Source organism: Acidimicrobiia bacterium (genome assembly GCA_036271555.1).
Classification (GTDB): domain Bacteria; phylum Actinomycetota; class Acidimicrobiia; order IMCC26256; family PALSA-610; genus DATBAK01.
On sequence record DATBAK010000010.1, the window covers coordinates 159,894 to 176,618 of the forward strand.

Consider the following 16,725-nt stretch of genomic DNA (forward strand, 5'->3'; position numbering starts at 1 on the left):
CGAACGATGACAGCCGCGAGGGGATGGCGACGTAGCCTGGCCCGATGAGCTCGAGCACGGTCGGGGCGATCTTCCCACCCGCCCTGTCCGACATCGCCGAGCGCGCCGAGGAGCGCGTCGACGCGCTGCTCGCCACCGAGATCGCGCGCTGGAGCACGGTCGACGAACGCTTGGAAGCGCCGCTCGTCGCGCTGCGCGAGCTCGTGCTCGCGGGCGGCAAGCGCCTGCGTCCCGCGTTCTGCTACTGCGCGTTCGTCGGCGCGGGCGGATCACCCGACGACCCGCGCATCGTCGATGCGGGCGCCGCGCTCGAGTTGCTGCACACGTTCGCGCTCGTGCACGACGACGTCATGGACGGCTCGTCGACGCGCCGCGGTCTCGACGCGGTGCACGAGCGGTTCATCCGCGCGCACGACGCCGGCGACTGGCGCGGCGAGTCGCGACGGTTCGGCGAGGGCATCGCGATCCTGGTCGGCGACTTCGCGTGCACGTACGCCGATCTCCTCATGCGCAACGCGCCCCCAGCTGCGCTCGACGTCTACGACGAGCTGCGCATCGAGCTGTGCGTCGGGCAGTCGCTCGACCTCGTCGGCACCGCGCTCCGCAGCACCGACCTCGACGACGCGCGCTGCATCGCGACGTACAAGTCCGCGAAGTACACGGTCGAGCGCCCCCTGCATCTCGGCGCCGCGCTCACGGGGCGCGGGCCGGAGCTCGCACCGGCGCTCAGTGCGATCGGTCTTCCGCTCGGCGAGGCGTTCCAGCTGCGCGACGACCTGCTCGGCGTGTTCGGCGAAGAGCGCGTCACCGGCAAGCCGGTCGGCGACGACCTGCGCGAAGGCAAGCCGACGCCGTTGCTCGCGATCGCATCGAGCCGGGCCGACGCCGACGGTCAACAGCTGCTCGGACGGGTCGGCGCCGGCGACCTCGATCCGCTCGAGATCCGCGCGCTCCAGCAGCTCTTCGTCGATTGCGGCGCAGTCGAGGAGGTCGAGATGACCATCGACCTCCTCGTCGACCGGGCCCGCCGGGCGCTGGCCGAGGCGCCGCTCACGCCGTCCGCGACCGCGCTGCTCGAGGAGCTCGCCGTCTACGTCGCGTGGCGGGATCATTGAGCGACGAGGGGCATCCGCAGGCGCCCCGAGCGCGACCGGAGTCATCGAGCGACGAGGGGCCGATCCCACACGACTCGACATCGCATCCGCAGGCGCCCCGAGCGCGACCGGAGGCATCGAGCGACGAGGGGCCGATCCCACACGACTCGACATCGCATCCGCAGGCGCCCCGAGCGCGACCGGAGGCGTCGAGCGACGGCGTCGGTGGAGCGATCCGGGTCTCAGCGCTGGAGAAGCGCTATGGCGCGACCGTCGCGCTCGCGGGCCTCGACTTCACGGTCGAGCGGGGCGAGGTGTTCGGGCTGCTCGGTCCGAACGGTGCCGGCAAGACCACGACCGTCGAGATCCTCGAGGGCTACCGCACGCCCGACGGCGGGTCCGTATCGGTGCTCGGTCTCGACCCGGTGGCGGACGGCCCGAAGCTCCGGCCTCGCATCGGGGTCATGCTCCAGGAAGGCGGCCTGTACCCGGGCCTGCGCCCGCTCGAGCTGCTGAAGCTGTTCGCGGCGTACTACGACGACCCTGCGGACCCCGACGAGCTGCTCGACCTCGTCGGGTTGCGCGACTCGGTTCGCACTTACGTACGCCGGCTCTCAGGCGGCCAGGCCCAACGGCTCTCGCTCGCGTGCGCGCTCGTCGGCCGGCCGGAGGTCTTGTTCCTCGACGAGCCCACCGCGGGAATGGACCCCCACGCACGGGCGACGACGTGGCAGCTCGTGCGGGACCTGCGCCGGCGCGGCACGACCATCCTGCTCACCACCCACGCGATGGACGAGGCCGAGCAGCTGTGTGACCGCGTCGCGATCATCGCCGCGGGCCGACTCGCCGCGATCGGCTCACCGGCCGAGCTCATGGCCGGCGAGGACGATCGCGAGCTGCGCTTCACGGTCGACACCGAGCTCGACGTCACCGCGCTCGCGACCGCACTCGGCGTCGCGGTCAACGAGATCGTCGTCGACGCGGCGGGGGCGGGAGGGCACGAGTACCTCGTGCGCGTGCCCGGCACGCCGAAGCTCGTCGCCGAGCTCGCATGCCACCTGCGCGACCGCGACGTGCTGCTGCAGTCGCTGCACACCGGACGCCGCTCGCTCGAGGAAGTCTTCCTCGCGCTCACCTCGCAGGCGCGCACGTGAACACCCGCGCCGTGCTCGCCCAGACGCGCGCCGAGCTCGCGCTCACGTTGCGACGGGGCGAGAGCCTCATCGTCACGCTCGTGATCCCGCTCGGCATCCTCGTGTTCTTCGCGAAGGTCGACACGATCGCGACCGACTACAAGGACCCGGTCGACTTCCTCGTGCCCGGAGTGCTCGCGCTCGCGGTGATGTCGGCCGCGATGGTGAGCCTCGGGATCGCGACCGGCTTCGAGCGTCGCTACGGCGTGCTGAAGCGCTTGGGCTCCACGCCGCTGAGCCGCAGCGGCCTGCTCGTCGCGAAGACGGTCACGATCCTGCTGCTCGAGGCGGTGCAGGCGGTCGCGATCATCGCGGTCGGCGCCGCGCTCGGATGGCACGTACCCGGGAGCGTGGGCGCGGCGCTGCTGCTGCTGCTCGTCGGCACGGTCGCGTTCGCAGGCGTCGGCCTGCTGTTCGCGGGCACGCTGCGCGCCGAGGCGAACCTCGCGTTCGCCAACGGGATGTTCCTCGTGCTGCTGTTCCTCGGCGGTATGGCGTACCCGCTGTCGAAGCTCCCCGGCCCGCTCGAGGCGGTCGCGCGCCTGCTTCCTGCCGCGGCGTTGTCGGAGTGCGTGCGGGGCGTCCTCGCGTCCGGTCACGCGTTCCCGGTCGGGAGCTTCGTCGTCCTCCTCGTGTGGGCGATCGCGGCGCCGCTCGCCGCCGTGCGCTGCTTCCGCTGGGAGGAGTGAGCGAACCCCTCAGGCAACGAGTCGGGCGGGCCGCACAGCGACCTGCGCTTCCGGGTCGGGCTCGCGAGCTTCGCCCTCCACGACGCCTCAGGCAACAAGTCGGGCGGGCCGCACAGCGACCCTGCGCTTCCGGGTCGGGCTCGCGAGCTTCGCCCTCCACGACGCCTCAGGCAACGAGTCGGGCGGGCCGCACAGCGACCCGCCCGTTCTCGTGCTTGCGTTGCCGGACGGTCGATCGCGCCACCCGAAGGGCTTCGCGGTCAACCCGCCCGATCAGGTGGAGTGAATCGATGCCTCGGCGACGCCGATGCGGATGTCGGTGCCCACCGGGAGCGTCCCCGTGTCCACCGTCACGACGAGCTCCACCATCCGGACCTCGATCTTGTGATCCGTCTGGATGATCCGGTGCAGGTACAGCGTGCCGACACCCTGGATCGGATACGTCGTGTTCGGCTTCACGTTGTCGGGGATCGTCGGGATACCGAGCACCGAGATGCCCGCCGAGCTCGAACCCGTGTCATTGAAGGTGCGGGTCTTGCCGATGCTCTGCGCGCTGGCGACCGCCTTCACGCTGTCGATGCTGATCAGGTTGATGAGTGTGATGTTCTGCACCGACTCCGTCGACGTCGACGTCGCGAATCCCTTCGAGCCGACTCCGGTCACGGTCGACTTCTGCGTCCCGATGCTGATCACGTTCGGGACCGTCGTCGTCTGCAGTGAGTGCGTCTTGGTCCTGCCGTTGGTGCCGTCGCACGGCAGGAAGACCAGCGCGCTGCGCCCGGCGTTGATGCCGGTGCCCTGCACCTGCGAGCCGTAGGCCTGGCCGTCGACGTACCGGCTCGGCACCGTCGTGAGCGACGCCTGCGCGTGCCCGACGACGATGTTCGCACCGACCGGGAAGTTGAACGCGTTCGTCGCGAGCACCTCGAGGTGGAAGGCGTTCTCGATGATCGTGGCGGTCGTCTTGGTGTGCGAGGTGATCTGCTCGTTGACCGTGAGGTTGCCGAGGCCCGGGATCGGGATGACCGTGTTCGGTGCCGGCACCGTCATCGGGCTGCCGTTGATCACCAGGTTCTCGGCCTGCGTGTCACCGGTGAAGGTGAAGCCCGAATCGTCGTGCGACACCGAGGCGGTGACGGTGACGGTGTCGGAGTGGAGCTCATCGGAGAACAGGCTCACCGTGGCGATCTGCGACTCCGCGCTCGTGCTGCTGCCCTTCGTGGACACCGTGTCGTTCACCGCGCCGACGAAGCCGGCGGTGAGGAAGCCGCCACCCACCACCGTGTTGCTGTTCTGCAGCCCGCTGGTGTTCGTGCAGCCGAGGGCGGCGAGGCCGCTCGGGCTGGACGTGAACACCGAGCTGACCTTGGCACTGGTGCCGAACGCGTTCGCGTTGTGGCCCATCCGGACCGGTTTCGCCGCCGCCGCGACCGGTGCGGCGACCGCGGTCACCGCGATCAGAGAGCTGAGCGCGCCCACACTCACGAATCGGAGCGCGCGTCCAAACGAATGCCGACGCATGTGATCCCCCTTGTCCGCCACCAGGGCGGTCCCGCTGGTGCGGGCGTATTACCCGCGGCCCGCGACGGCCATGCACCGATTCGAACATTTCTGGCGCGACGGCGACCGTCGGCGAACGCGACAGAGGGCCGCCTCGTGGGCGGCCCTCTGTGAGAAGAAGCCGGCGGAACCCCCGGGGCTGGGTGGGGGGCCTGCAACTGGAGTCCCGCCGGCTTTTTGGTCCTGAGGGGGCGGGGTGTCCTCGGACCGTCTGCGAGAACGGTGCTTCCCCGAGGCGCGCGAGACCAAACAAGATTTTCCCGGAATTTCCGGCACCGTCACCGGGCCGTCGTACCACCGTCGCGCGATGGCTAATCCTTCTGATTCACGCTTTTTGGAAATGGTCGCTCAGACCCGTGATCGTCAGGAGGCGGGCAACGGGGTCGCTCGGGTTCTGGAGGACCAGACGCCCGGAGCCGGCGGCCAAGTCGTTGTGCAGCGCGAGCAGGATCCGCAGGCCGGAGGAGTCGACGAACGTGGTCTGCGAGAGGTCCAACGTCAGATCCGTGCACCCGTCGGCCCGCAGACCGCCGGTGAGCTCCTCCAACGCGGGCGCCGAATAGGCGTCGAGCTCGCCGATGACGCCGACGACGGCGGCGCCGCCGTCGCGATCGGTCGTGAGCACGAGGTCGGCCCGTTCTGCCGAGTCGTCCGCCACCAAGGCTCCTCCGCGGTCACACCGCCATCTCGCGTATTCGGACGGCGTGATGGTAGCCACCACCCGGGGAGCGGGGTTCGTCGGCGCTCAGCGCTCGGCGGTCTGCAGCTGCTGGCGGAGGTTGGCGAGGCTGCGAGCGAGCAGACGCGAGACGTGCATCTGGCTCACACCGACCTGGTCGGCGATCTCGGTCTGCGTGAGGTCCTCGAAGAACCGCAGCCGCAGGATGACCTGCTCGCGCTCCGGGAGGGTCGCGAGCGCGCGCTCGATGAGCGCACGGTGCTCGACGAGGTCGAAGTTCGCATCGAGCGTGCCGAGCCGTTCCGCGAGCCCGACCGACTCGCGCCCCTCGCCCGACGCGGCGTCGAGCGACGCGGAACGGTACGCGCCGCCGACCTCCATCGCCTCGAGCACGTCGTCGACGCGGATGCCGAGCTCCTCGGCGATCTCCGGGATGCGCGGCGCGCGACCGAGTCGTTGCGTGAGCTCCGCGATCGTCGGCCCGAGCCGCAGATGCAGCTCCTGCGAGCGCCGGGGCACGCGAACCGACCACGTCTTGTCCCGGAAGTGACGCTTGAGCTCGCCTTCGATCGTCGCGGTCGCGAACGTCGAGAACTCGAGACCGCGGTCGGGGTCGAAGCGCTCGACGGCCTTCAACATGCCGACGAACGCGACCTGCACGAGATCGTCGAGCGGCTCGCCACGGTTCGCGTACCGACGCGCGAGGTGCGTCGCGAGCGCACGGTGCGCCTCGATGAGCTGATTGCGCGTCCTGCGGTCCCGGGTTCGGCTGAACTCCTCGAACTTGGTCCGCAGCTCTTCGCGCGAGGGCCGTTCCGAGCTCATTCCGTCGGCGCCGGCCGCTTGGCCGCTCGGAACTCGGCAAAACCGTCCATCGTGCTCAGGTCGAACTCGTCGACGACGACGCTCAGGATCTGCTGCGTCAGCTCGTCGAACTGCGGTGCGGCGACGACCGGCGCGCGACCTTCGATGACGAAGCGCCCGCCGAGGTCGGAGAAGGAGATGCTGAGCTCGCCGCCGTCGCCGGCTTCGATCACCACACTCGCGAGCTCGTCGACGGCGACGCGCACGTCCTCGATCTCCTCGACATCGAAGCCGAGACGCGCCGCGACCGCCGAGGCGGTCATGCGGGCCACGCGGACGTACTCGAGCGAGCCCGGGAACGAGAGCCGCACGACGTCGGCCACGCGCGTGCCGCTTGGTGCGGACTCGTCTGCCATGGGTACTCCTCGCCGTGCTGCCGGGTGGGCTGGTCCGCGCGGGCCGGCACGAACACGCGGCGCGGGCTCCGAACCTACCCCCCGCCGCTCGCAACGAGACACGTTTCGTGCCGCAACGGCGCGGGTACTCCGCTCGCCGACGCATGACCACTCCAGGTGAAGTGTTGGACGACGAGCTCTCGGGGGACCGCGACCTGCTCCTGGAAGTGGAGCGTCGAGGTGCCGCGGTCACGGTGAGCGTGCGGGGCGAGCTCGACGCGGCGACCGCTCCCGACCTCGCCGTGGTGTGCCACTCGGTGCACGCCGACGGCGCCCGCGACCTCGTGATCGATCTGACCGACACGAGCTTTCTCGACTCGTCGGGTCTCCGCGTGCTGATCGATGCGCACCGGCTCTTCAGCGAAGGCGGCAACCTCGCGCTCGCCCACGCGAGCGAGCCGGTCCGGCGGCTGCTCGAGATCACCGGTCTCGACGACTACTTCACCCTCGACGCCGGCGGCTGATGCCGGGCCCGCCGTCGTGCGAGCCCCTTGGTGGGTGCGCGGCGGGCCGCGAGCCCGAGCGGGCAGCCCGCCTCGGTCGCTGCCGATTCTCGTCATGGAGCCTGAGCACGGCAGGGGCGACCAAGATATGACCGTGCAGCAGCAGCCCGAGCTGAACCAGCGGTTCGCCCTCGCGATGCGCGCGGCCCGCATGGGCAGCTGGTCGTGGCGGGTCGAGACGGGGCGGCTCGAGTGGGACGTGCACACCTCGGAGCTCTTCGGCATGCCGGCCGAGCCGTTCGTCGGAACGCTCGAGGACTGGGAGGCGCGGCTGCACCCCGAAGAGCGCGAGTGGGTCGCGGACGAGATCCTGCACGCGGTCGAGGACCACCGCGCGTTCCGCTTCGACCATCGCTGCGTCTGGCCCGACGGATCGGTGCACTGGCTCGAGGCCGTCGGCGAGATCATCGTCGACGACTCCGGCGAGCTCATCGGTGCCGCGGGCGTGACCCTCGACGTCGACGCGCGCAAGCACGCGCAGGCCGAGCGCGAGGCGCTGCTCGAGGCCGAGCGCGCGGCGAGGCGTGAATCGGAAGAGGCCCGAGCGCGCGCCGAGCGGCTGCAGCGGATCAGCGCGGGACTCGCGCGCGCGGCGACGCGCGGCGAGGTCGGGCGGGTCGTCATCGGGCAGCTGGTTCCGACCATGCACGCGATGTCGGGTGGCGTGTCGCAGCTCGACGCCTCGGGCGAGCGGCTCATGTTCGTCGCGAGCACCGGTGACGAGACGACGTTCCCCTTCGTGCCGCTCGACGAGGCGGTGCTCAGCCGCGACGTCATCCGGACGCAGCAGGCGATCTTCATCGGGGAACCGGAGGAGTTCCGTCGGCGCTATCCGCAGCTCGCCGCGCTCCAGCAGGCCGGCGGCTTCCAGTCGCTCGCGACGCTGCCCCTGTTGGTCGACGGCCGGCCGATCGGCTCGCTCGCACTCATCTTCGGCGAGCCCCGTGAGTTCGCCCCGTCGGAGCAGCAATACCTCGAGATCGTGGCCGGCCTCTGCGCGCAGGCGCTGCGGCGCGCGCAGGCGCTCGAGGCCGAGCAGGCCCTCGCCGCCCGGCTGGCTCGACTGCAGGAGATCAGCGATCTCGCGCTCGCGCGGCTCCCGCTCGACGAGCTCCTCGCCGAGATCCCCGGCCGCATCGGATCAATGCTCCAGTGCGATGCGGTGCGTGTGCTGTTGCTCGACGACACGGGCCGCGAGCTCGTCGAGCGCGTCGGCACCCACTTCGATGCGACGGTGCCCCCGCTGCGCGTGCCGGTCGGACGCGGGTTCGCGGGTCGGGTCGCCGAGCTCGGCGACGCGATCGTCGTCGACGACCTGACCGAGATCGACGTCATCGGGGAGACGCTGGGGGAGGGCGTCAGCAGCGCGGCGGGCGTCCCGCTCCAAGCGGAGACGCTGCTCGGCGTGCTCGACGTCGGGAGCAAGGGCTCGCGCCGGTTCACCGAAGAGGACCTCGACCTGCTCCGACTCGCGGCCGATCGCGTCGCGCGCGCGATCGAACGGGCACGGGTGTTCGAGCTCGAACGGTCGGCGCGCGAGCGCGCGGAGTTCCTCGAGCGCATGAACGCGGTGCTCACCCGGTCGCTCGAGATCCCCGACATCGTGCGGCGTGTGGCCCAAGCCGCGGTGCCACGGCTCGGTGACTGGTGCCAGCTCGCGGTGTTCATCGACGAGCAGGCGGTGGTGCCGCGCGTCGAGATCGCGCACAGCGATCCGGAGCAGCTCGCATGGGCGCGCGAGCTCCAGGATCGGTTCCCGTACAACCCCGATTCGATGACCGGCATCCCCGCCGCGGTCCGCACGGGAACCACGCAGTACTACCCCGAGATCAACGACGAGCTCATCGACTTCGCGACGCCCGACCGCGAGGCCCGCAAGATGCTGCGGCGCATGCGCGTGCGGTCGATGATCGTGGTGCCGTTGCGCGGTCGGCGCGGAATCCTGGGCGCCCTCGCGCTCGTGCAGGCCGAGTCGGACCGTCGCTACGCGCCCGCCGACGTGCAACTCGCGGAGGCGGTCGCGGCGCGCATCGCGATCGCGCTCGAGAACGCACGGTTGTACGAGCGCGAGCGCTCGATCGCGGGCACATTGCAGCAGAGCCTGCTGCCGCCGCACCTGCCGGACGTCCCCGGCATGGAGATCGCGATGCGGTACTGGACCGCGAACGACACCGCGCTCGTCGGCGGCGACTTCTACGACGTCGTCACCGTCGCGCCCGACTGTTGGGGCGTGCTCGTCGGCGACGTCTCGGGCAAGGGCATCAGCGCGGCCGCGCTCACCGGTGTCGCGCGCCAGACGGCTCGCGCCGCGGCGCGCCACGCCGTCGGCCCGCGCGAGGTACTGCAGTGGCTCGACGACGCGGTGAAGGATCAATCCGACCAGTTCGGCGGGCAGTACTGCACCGCCGTGTACGGCCAGCTCGAACGCAGCGACGGCTGGAAGTTCCGGTTCGTGCTCGGTGGCCACCCGCGGCCGGTGCTCGTGCCCGCGGGCGGCGCGCCCCGACTCGTCGGCCGGCCCGGCAGCGTGCTCGGCTTGCTCGACGAGCCGCAGTTCCACGAGACCGAGGTGCCGCTGGGCCCCGGCGACACGCTGCTGCTCTACACCGACGGCGTCACCGACGTCGCCGGCCCCTCGGCGCTCGACGACGCCGGCCTGCTCGCGGTCGTCGCCGACGCGATGCGCGAGTCGTCGGACGCGACCGTGAACGCGCTGTACCAAGCGCTGGAGGCGCGCCACGCCCGCGTCGCCCGCCGCGACGACACCGCGATCATGGTGCTCCAGTGCCCGGGCACGATCGCCGCGTCGGCGACGCGCCGCGAGATCGATCTACCCGCGCTCTCGTCGAGCCCGCGCCGGGCGCGCCGGTTCGTGCGCGAGATCCTCGCGCCGCTCGGCGTCCCCGATCCCGCGATCGACGACGTCGAGCTCGTCGCGACGGAGCTCGTCACGAACTCGGTGATGCACGCGCGCTCCGACGTGCGGCTATCGGTCGAGTGCGCGAACCACACGGTGCGGCTGCGCGTCGAGGACCACTCCGCGGTGCGGCCGGTCGTGCGGACCGCGGCACCCGACGCCGCGACCGGGCGCGGCCTGTTCATCGTCGAGCAGCTCACGTCGCGGTGGGGCGTCGAGCTCAACCGCGACGGCAAAGCAGTGTGGGTCGAGCTCGACGTCTGAACGCGCGCGTTCCCACCTGAGCGCGCGAGCGGAGCGAGCGGCGCGGCCGAACTCGGCGGCTGAGGCGTCGGGCTGGGCGAAGCTTGCGAGCCCGACCCAAGAGTTAGGCCTCGATCCGCACGACTTCTTCGATGCCGGCGATCTCGAGGATGCGGCGGATGCGCGAGTTCGGCCCGCGGATCACGAGCTCGCGCTCGGTCGTCCGGAGCCGTTGCCACGCCTGCAGCAGCACACCGATCGCGATCGAGTCGAGGAAGTCGGTGCCGCTGAAGTCGACGACGACGTCGCCGGCGGAATCCTGCGCGACCGTCATGAGCGCGGCGCGCAGGCGTTCCGACGAATCGAAGTCGAACTCGCCGACCGCGGTGATCACCGCGGGATCGGAGCCGCTCGTCGTCACGGTCGCGCGGGGCGTCTCGACCCGCGTCGTGTGCATCGCGATGCGGAACAGCACGTGCGGGCGGAGCGCATGCCCGATCGGCAGGTTCGGATGCTCGAAGTCGTCCCGCGCGTGATGGATCATGCCGAGCCGGCGCATCACGCGCTGTGAGCGCAGGTTGAGCTTCGCCGTCATCGACACGAACTCGGTGATGCCGAACGTGTCGGTGCCGCAACGAAGCACCGCGTGCGCGCCCTCGGTCGCGTAGCCGAGCCCCCAGGACGCGTGCGCGAGCCGCCAGCCCACCTCGACCGCAGGCCCGAACGGGTACTCCGGCCCTTGCAGCGCGAGGCCGACGAATCCCACGAACGGCGCGACGCCCGGCACCTCGACCGCCCAGAGTCCGTAGCCGAGCTCGTCGAAGCGGGCCTCGATGCGCTCGACCATCGCGTCGCTCTCGGCGCGGCTGAGCGCCTTGGGGAAGAACTCCATGACGCGCGGATCGGCGTTCAGGTCGGCGAACGGCGCCCGGTCCTCGGCCCGCCAGCGGCGCAGCAGCAGCCGCTCGGTGCGCAGCTCGGGGGAGTCGTTCACCCCGGAATCATCGCCGACGCGCCCGGCGGGTGTCGCCCACCGTGCGATCAGGCCGCCGCGAGCAACGTGTTCAGGGGCCCGTCGAGGGCCTTGTGGCTCGTGATCCCGTAGACCCGCGCCTGGATCGTGCCGTCCTTCGTGATGAAGAAGGTCTGCGGGATGCCGTTCACCCCGTAGGCCTTCGAGATCGCGTTCGACTCGTCGTTGATGGCCGGCCAATCGGCGTGGTACTTGGCGACGAATTGCCTCGCGTCCGACGGCAGGTCGTCGTGCATCACCGACAGCACCGCGAGGTCGTGGTGCTGCGCGGCGGCCTCCACGAGCAACGGGTACTCCTGGTTGCAGGGATGGCACCACGAGGCGCCGAACGACACGAGCACCGGACGCCCGCGGTACGACGCGAGCGAGACCGACTTGCCGTCGAGGTCGGTCGCGGTGAACCGCGGCGCGAGCGAGTGGACGGCGGCGATGCCCTTCACCGACACGTCGGGCGGCACCGCATCCGATTTGGAACGCGAGTGCAGCGACACCGCGAGCAGCACGCCGACCACGACGATGATGACGACGCCGAGCGCGGCGACCCGGAGTCGGCGGCGGCGGCCGTCAGTGCCGGTTGATGAAGGCGTCGGCGGCAACGGCGGCGAAGACCAGCAGGAGATAGATGTTCGAGAACCCGAAGAACTTGATCGCCGCGTTCGGCGACAGGTTCTTCGTGAGGCGCACCGCCTGGCCGACGAACAGCACGCCGAGCGCGGCCGCGGCAACGACGTACGCGATGCTCACCGACACCACGAGCCCGAGCGTGAGCGTGACCGCGGCGGTCACCACCGCGTACGCGGTGATCTGCAGGCTCGTCTCGCGCGGGCTCTTCAGCACGGGCAGCATCGGGATGCCGGCGCGCGCGTAGTCGTCCCGGTACTTGAACGCGAGTGCCCAGAAGTGCGCAGGCGTCCAGAAGAACACGACCGCGAACAAGATCCACGCGGGCGCGGCCACGTCGCCGCGCACCGCGGCCCAACCGACGAGCACGGGAACCGCGCCCGCCGCGCCGCCGATGACGATGTTCTGCGCGGTGCGGGGCTTCAACCAGATCGTGTACACGAACACGTAGAACAGCGTTGCGCTGATCGTGAGGCACGCCGCGAGCAGGTTCGCCGCGAGCGCGAGGTACACGAACGCGATCACGTTCAGCGCGATGCCGAACACGAGCGCGCGCGCCGGTACGACTTCACCCGAGGGCAGCGGCCGGCGCTCGGTGCGGTGCATGAGCTGATCGCGGTCGCGCTCGACCCAGCAGTTGATCGTGTTCGCGCCGCCGGCCGCGAGCGCGCCACCGACGAGCACCGCGACGAGCAGACGCGCGGCCGGCATGCCGTGCGCCGCGAGCAGCATCGGCGGCACCGACGTGACCAGCAGCAGCTCGATGACCCGCGGCTTGGTCAGCCGGACGTACGCACCCAGCGATGCCCGCCAGTCGAGCGTGGACACTCGTTCGGAGGCGGGCTGTAGCACGGGCAACGGCTCCAGACGGATTGCGGGCGAGCCGATCGAATGTAACTCAGGGCGTTCGCCGGCGACGAAGCGCTCCATCCCACGTGAGAGGAAAATCAGCTACGAGGAGATGGTGAGGGTGCCCTGCATGCCCTGAGCGCGGTGGCCGGGGATCGTGCAGTAGTAGGTGTACTCGCCGGGCTGCAGGTCGACGGTGGCGCTGTCGTCCTTCTGGCTTCCCGACACCGTGAGCTTGAAACCCTTCACGCCCTGGATGACGAGCGTGTGCTGCTGCGAGCCGTCTTCGACGTAGTCGATCTTCAACTTGCCCGCGGGCGCCTTCACGCGGTTCGGCTTGAGGAAGATGTCGTGCGCCTCGATCGTGACCGACGGCGTGCCGCCACCCGACGGCGCGGTGACGGTCACCGAGTTGCTCCCGCCCTTGCTCCCGCCACCACACGCACTCGCGACCACCGCGAAGGAGCCGACGCAGAGCAGGGCGAGAACGGCACGGATCATCGGCATTGCAAGCACTCCCCAACGTATGGCTGGCGCGTCGCTCGGCGAGCCTACCGAGCAGAACCCTCGGTTCCTCGGACCGGAGGCCGCGTCGGCGGGCGGCATAACCTCGGCCCTCATGGCCGGTGACGACGACCCCGACGTCAAGCAATCCGTACGCATGACCGCCGACCGGCTCCTCGTGACCCAGGGCAAGGAAGCGGGGGAGCGCAAGTCGCGCGCGGGGATCGTGATCCCGGCGACCGCGGCCGTCGACCGGCGGCTCGTGTGGGCCGAGGTCGTCGCGGTCGGACCGACCGTGCGCAACATCGAGCCCGCCGACCGGGTGTTGTTCTCGCCCGACGCGGGCTTCGAGGTCGAGATTCGGGCCGAGGAGTACGTGATCCTGCGCGAGCGCGACGTCCATGCGGTCGCCTCGCCGCGGTCCGAGAGCGGAACCGGTCTGTACCTGTAGGTAGGTGTCGGTCGCACTCGCTGCGCTCGCCGCTGCGCGGCGACCCGTCCGTTCCCGCGAGACCTAACCTCCCGCCCGTGATCGATCCGGGAACCGCGCTGCGTGTCGACGGGAAGGTCGCGCTCGTCACCGGCGCGACGAAGGGCATCGGCCGGGCGATCGCGGAGGCACTCGCGACCGCGGGCGCGGCCGTGTGCGTCAACGCGCGCAAGCCCGACGAGCTCGCGGAGACGGCGACGGCACTCGAGGCCCTCGGCGCGCGCGTGACGACGGCTGCGGGCTCCGCGGGCGACCCCGAGGTGATCGAGCACGCGGTGCAGCACTGCGTCGGCGCGCTCGGCGGGCTCGACATCCTCGTGAACAACGCCGCGACCAACCCGCAGTTCGGCCCGCTCATCGAGGCCGACATGCGCGCGGTCGAGAAGGTGTGGTCGACGAACCTCGGCGGTCCGCTGCGATTCGCGCAGGCCGCGTGGACCGCGTGGATGCGCGAGCACGGTGGCGTGATCCTCAACGTCGTGTCGGTCGGCGGGATCCGGCCGGGACCTTCGATCGGCGCGTACAACGTCTCGAAGGCCGGGCTCGCGCACCTCACCCGCCAGCTCGCGCTCGAGCTCGCACCGGGCGTGCGCGTGAACGCGGTCGCACCCGCGCTCGTGAAGACCGATATGGCGCGCGCGTTGTGGGAGCCGAACGAGGACGCGATGGCGCGTCTGCACCCGCTCGGGCGCCTCGGCGTGCCCGACGACATCGCGTCGGCCGCGCTCTTCCTGGTCTCGGACGCGTCGTCGTGGATGACGGGCGAGGTCGTGGTCGTCGACGGCGGCGCGGCCGTCCGCTGAACGGCTCGACCCGGGATCAGTGGTACTGCGTTGCCCGGCTATATGCCGGCAACGCAGTACCACTGGACCGACGGAACGCTCAGTCGATGCGGGTCAGGCCGTCGAGGTGGCGCTGGGCGAGCTCGGCGTAGGCCGACGGGTTCGCGTCGACCCAGAACTGCGCGGGCGAACCGTCGATCGGACGCTTCACGACCGCGGGTGAACCCGCGGCGAGCACACCCGGGGGGATCTCGGTGTTCGCGGCGACGACCGATCCCGCGGCGACGAGCGAGCGCGCGCCGATGCGCGCCGCGTCGAGCACGATCGAACCGTTCGCGATGAGGCACTCCTCGCCGAGCACCGCGCCGTGCACGACACAGTTGTGCGCGACGGTCGCTCCACGGCCGACGTCGGTCGTCAGCCCCGGCGGGCCGTGCAGCACCGCGCCGTCCTGCACGTTGGCGCCGGCGCGCACGATCACCGGCGCGTAGTCGGCGCGCAGCACTGCGCCGTACCAGATCGACGCGCCGGCTTCGACGATCACGTCGCCCACGAGCGTCGCGGTCGGCGCGACGAACGCGGTCTCGTCGACGCGCGGCGCGAGTCCTTCGAACGCGAACAACGGCACGGCGACCTCCGGGCTCAGATCACAGGAACGCGCGCGCGACGAGCAGGGCTTCGCGCGCACCGGCGCCGGTTGCAGTGAGGTTCGGCGCGTCGGACAGGAGCAGGCGCTGAACGAACACGCGGCAGTACTCGCTCGCGGGCCCCGTGATGCGGTCGGGCGCGTCCTCGGGACCGTGCGTCCACCGGCCACCGCTCGGAAGGTCGAGCTCGACCCGCAGGGGCGTGGCCGGGAACGGTCGTCCCGAGTACGAGAACGCATAGGGGAGCGCGCGCGTCGCGAGGAACGCGATGTGACGCAGACGATCGGTGTCGACCATCGGCGCGCCGACTGCGGTCCGCACGTCGAGTCCGTGCGCCCAGGTCTCCATCAGCCGCGCGGTGATGAACGCCGGCCGTCCCATGCCGAGACCCCACGGCACCCGCTGCGCGGAGTCGAGCTCGTTCAGGCGCTCGCACTCACGGGTCGACGTGCGCTCCCACCACGAGAGGACTTCCTCACCCGTGCGGCGCCGGCCCCGCAGCACGCCCCACAGCGTGATGTCCTTGCCGGACGCGAGCACGGTCACGAACTTGTTCAACGAGCGCGGACCGTCGTCCATCGTGTCGATCGCGATCTCGTCCGTGTCGGCGAGATGCGAGATCGAGTCGCGCACGTCCCAGCCGCGCGCCGCGGTGGGCGTGAGCCACTCGTCGGCGGTGAGCGTCGCGCACGCGGCCTGGAGATCCCACTGCTCGTGCTGCAGATCGGAGACCAGGTCGCGAAGGGTCGTCGTGTCCTGGTCGCCGGTCGCCGCCATGCGTCAGCGCTTCCGTGTCCGCCCGAGCGAGATCGGTACCTCGGCCGGATGCCGGATCGGGGGCAGCGTCATCGCGACGCGTGCGTCGAGGTACGTGCGCAGCTCCTCGTACACCTCGTCGCCCATCATCTCGCGCAGCTCGGCCTCCATCGACTGGTAGACCCGCTGCGTGCCGGTGAACGCCTCGGGCGCCTCGGTGCACCACCACGCGAACTCTTCGCCGCCCTCGCCCCAGCCGTCGCGCGCGAACTCGCTCAGGACGACGGTGGTGCTGCCGTCCTCCTGCTCCTCTTCCTCCGCATGGAGCGGGAGCTGCCAACAGACGGTCGGCTTCGTCTTCACGAAGTGGATGCCGCGGTTCAGCGCGTGCAGGTGCAGCGCGCAACCCGCGCCGGCGGGGAAGTCGGGACGGTTGAGGAACACGCACGCGTGGTCGACGAGACGCGTGCGCCACTCCTGCTTGCCGACCTTCGACCAGACGCTCCGCTCGCGCCCCTTCTTGCGGTATTGCCACTCGTCGGCACCCAGCCGGCGGGCCATGCGCTCGACGTGATCACGGTCCTTCTTGTCGGCCGCGTGGGCGCCGTAGGAGCAGCAGCCCTGCACCAGCTCGGGCGCGGGCTCGGTGAGCACACCTTGGCAGCCCCGACCGAAGATGCACTCCCACGACGACGTGAGGAACGTGATGTCGCACTGCCAACGCTTGCGTTCCTTGCCGCGGGCCGGGATCGTCACCCACTCGCGATTCGGTGGAGTCAAGAAGGGCGTCCTTTGCCGTTTGCGAGCCAACAGACCGAAGTTAGTGCGGTGCGGCGCCGCAGTGATGCCTCGGTAGGCTCGACTTCATCGACTCTTCGCACGCGCTTCTCGACGATCTCCACGCCG

At 70.8% G+C, this 16,725-nt stretch carries 18 protein-coding genes; 7 read left to right on the plus strand and 11 right to left on the minus strand.

Annotation, left to right across the window (positions count from 1 at the left end):
* The first annotated feature begins 44 nt into the window (after positions 1-44).
* Genes VH914_04260 through VH914_04270 form a run of 3 tightly spaced genes read left to right on the plus strand, consistent with a single transcriptional unit; the run spans position 45 to position 2,976 of the window.
* A complete protein-coding gene (locus tag VH914_04260; GenBank protein ID HEX4490401.1) occupies positions 45-1,115 on the plus strand; it encodes a polyprenyl synthetase family protein in 1,071 nt (356 codons plus the stop codon).
* Positions 1,112-2,248, plus strand: coding sequence for an ABC transporter ATP-binding protein (locus VH914_04265; protein HEX4490402.1), 1,137 nt, complete (start codon positions 1,112-1,114; stop codon positions 2,246-2,248). Before VH914_04260 ends, VH914_04265 begins: the two co-directional genes overlap by 4 nt.
* Positions 2,245-2,976, plus strand: coding sequence for an ABC transporter permease (locus VH914_04270; protein ID HEX4490403.1), 732 nt, complete (start codon positions 2,245-2,247; stop codon positions 2,974-2,976). Before VH914_04265 ends, VH914_04270 begins: the two co-directional genes overlap by 4 nt.
* 273 nt (positions 2,977-3,249) lie before the next feature.
* Here the strand turns inward: VH914_04270 and VH914_04275 are convergent, their stop codons facing one another.
* From VH914_04275 to VH914_04290, 4 genes are all read right to left on the minus strand, one after another.
* Positions 3,250-4,455, minus strand: a complete 1,206-nt coding sequence (locus tag VH914_04275) for a choice-of-anchor P family protein (protein ID HEX4490404.1) — start codon at positions 4,453-4,455, stop codon at positions 3,250-3,252.
* A 406-nt stretch (positions 4,456-4,861) separates the two neighbouring features.
* Positions 4,862-5,194, minus strand: a complete 333-nt coding sequence (locus tag VH914_04280) for an STAS domain-containing protein (GenBank protein HEX4490405.1) — start codon at positions 5,192-5,194, stop codon at positions 4,862-4,864.
* Positions 5,195-5,281: 87 nt separating this feature from the next.
* Positions 5,282-6,040, minus strand: a complete 759-nt coding sequence (locus tag VH914_04285) for a SigB/SigF/SigG family RNA polymerase sigma factor (protein ID HEX4490406.1) — start codon at positions 6,038-6,040, stop codon at positions 5,282-5,284.
* Positions 6,037-6,435 (minus strand): ATP-binding protein, encoded by a 399-nt coding sequence (locus tag VH914_04290; GenBank protein HEX4490407.1) that lies wholly within the window; start codon positions 6,433-6,435, stop codon positions 6,037-6,039. Before VH914_04290 ends, VH914_04285 begins: the two co-directional genes overlap by 4 nt.
* A 143-nt stretch (positions 6,436-6,578) precedes the next feature.
* On the opposite strand from VH914_04290, the gene VH914_04295 reads away from it, so the two are divergent.
* Positions 6,579-6,938 carry an STAS domain-containing protein gene (locus VH914_04295; GenBank protein ID HEX4490408.1) on the plus strand — a complete coding sequence of 120 codons (360 nt, stop codon included), beginning with the start codon at positions 6,579-6,581 and terminating at the stop codon, positions 6,936-6,938.
* A gap of 133 nt (positions 6,939-7,071) precedes the next feature.
* The gene (locus tag VH914_04300; protein ID HEX4490409.1) at positions 7,072-10,158 is read left to right on the plus strand and encodes a SpoIIE family protein phosphatase; all 3,087 of its coding nucleotides are present in this window, start codon (positions 7,072-7,074) and stop codon (positions 10,156-10,158) included.
* Positions 10,159-10,261: 103 nt separating this feature from the next.
* Here VH914_04300 and VH914_04305 read toward each other — a convergent pair whose 3' ends face one another.
* The 4 genes from VH914_04305 to VH914_04320 form a co-directional block, all read right to left on the minus strand.
* On the minus strand, positions 10,262-11,131 hold the full coding sequence (locus tag VH914_04305) for a GNAT family N-acetyltransferase (protein HEX4490410.1): 870 nt from the start codon (positions 11,129-11,131) through the stop codon (positions 10,262-10,264).
* A gap of 47 nt (positions 11,132-11,178) precedes the next feature.
* Positions 11,179-11,682, minus strand: coding sequence for a TlpA disulfide reductase family protein (locus tag VH914_04310; protein ID HEX4490411.1), 504 nt, complete (start codon positions 11,680-11,682; stop codon positions 11,179-11,181).
* 52 nt (positions 11,683-11,734) lie between these two features.
* On the minus strand, positions 11,735-12,619 hold the full coding sequence (locus VH914_04315) for a heme o synthase (GenBank protein ID HEX4490412.1): 885 nt from the start codon (positions 12,617-12,619) through the stop codon (positions 11,735-11,737).
* A gap of 123 nt (positions 12,620-12,742) precedes the next feature.
* Positions 12,743-13,147 carry a plastocyanin/azurin family copper-binding protein gene (locus VH914_04320; GenBank protein ID HEX4490413.1) on the minus strand — a complete coding sequence of 135 codons (405 nt, stop codon included), beginning with the start codon at positions 13,145-13,147 and terminating at the stop codon, positions 12,743-12,745.
* Between the two features lie 112 nt (positions 13,148-13,259).
* Between VH914_04320 and VH914_04325 the strand changes: the two genes are divergently transcribed.
* Positions 13,260-13,595, plus strand: a complete 336-nt coding sequence (locus VH914_04325) for a co-chaperone GroES (protein ID HEX4490414.1) — start codon at positions 13,260-13,262, stop codon at positions 13,593-13,595.
* 77 nt (positions 13,596-13,672) lie between these two features.
* A complete protein-coding gene (locus VH914_04330) occupies positions 13,673-14,437 on the plus strand; it encodes an SDR family oxidoreductase (protein ID HEX4490415.1) in 765 nt (254 codons plus the stop codon).
* A 79-nt stretch (positions 14,438-14,516) separates the two neighbouring features.
* On the opposite strand, the gene VH914_04335 is transcribed toward VH914_04330, so the two are convergent.
* The 3 genes from VH914_04335 to VH914_04345 are packed head-to-tail and all read right to left on the minus strand — an operon-like array spanning position 14,517 to position 16,599.
* The gene (locus tag VH914_04335; GenBank protein ID HEX4490416.1) at positions 14,517-15,044 is read right to left on the minus strand and encodes a gamma carbonic anhydrase family protein; all 528 of its coding nucleotides are present in this window, start codon (positions 15,042-15,044) and stop codon (positions 14,517-14,519) included.
* Positions 15,045-15,063: 19 nt separating this feature from the next.
* Complete coding sequence (locus tag VH914_04340) at positions 15,064-15,840, minus strand: maleylpyruvate isomerase family mycothiol-dependent enzyme (protein HEX4490417.1); 777 nt, start codon at positions 15,838-15,840, stop codon at positions 15,064-15,066.
* A gap of 3 nt (positions 15,841-15,843) precedes the next feature.
* On the minus strand, positions 15,844-16,599 hold the full coding sequence (locus VH914_04345; GenBank protein HEX4490418.1) for a hypothetical protein: 756 nt from the start codon (positions 16,597-16,599) through the stop codon (positions 15,844-15,846).
* Positions 16,600-16,725 lie beyond the last annotated feature (126 nt).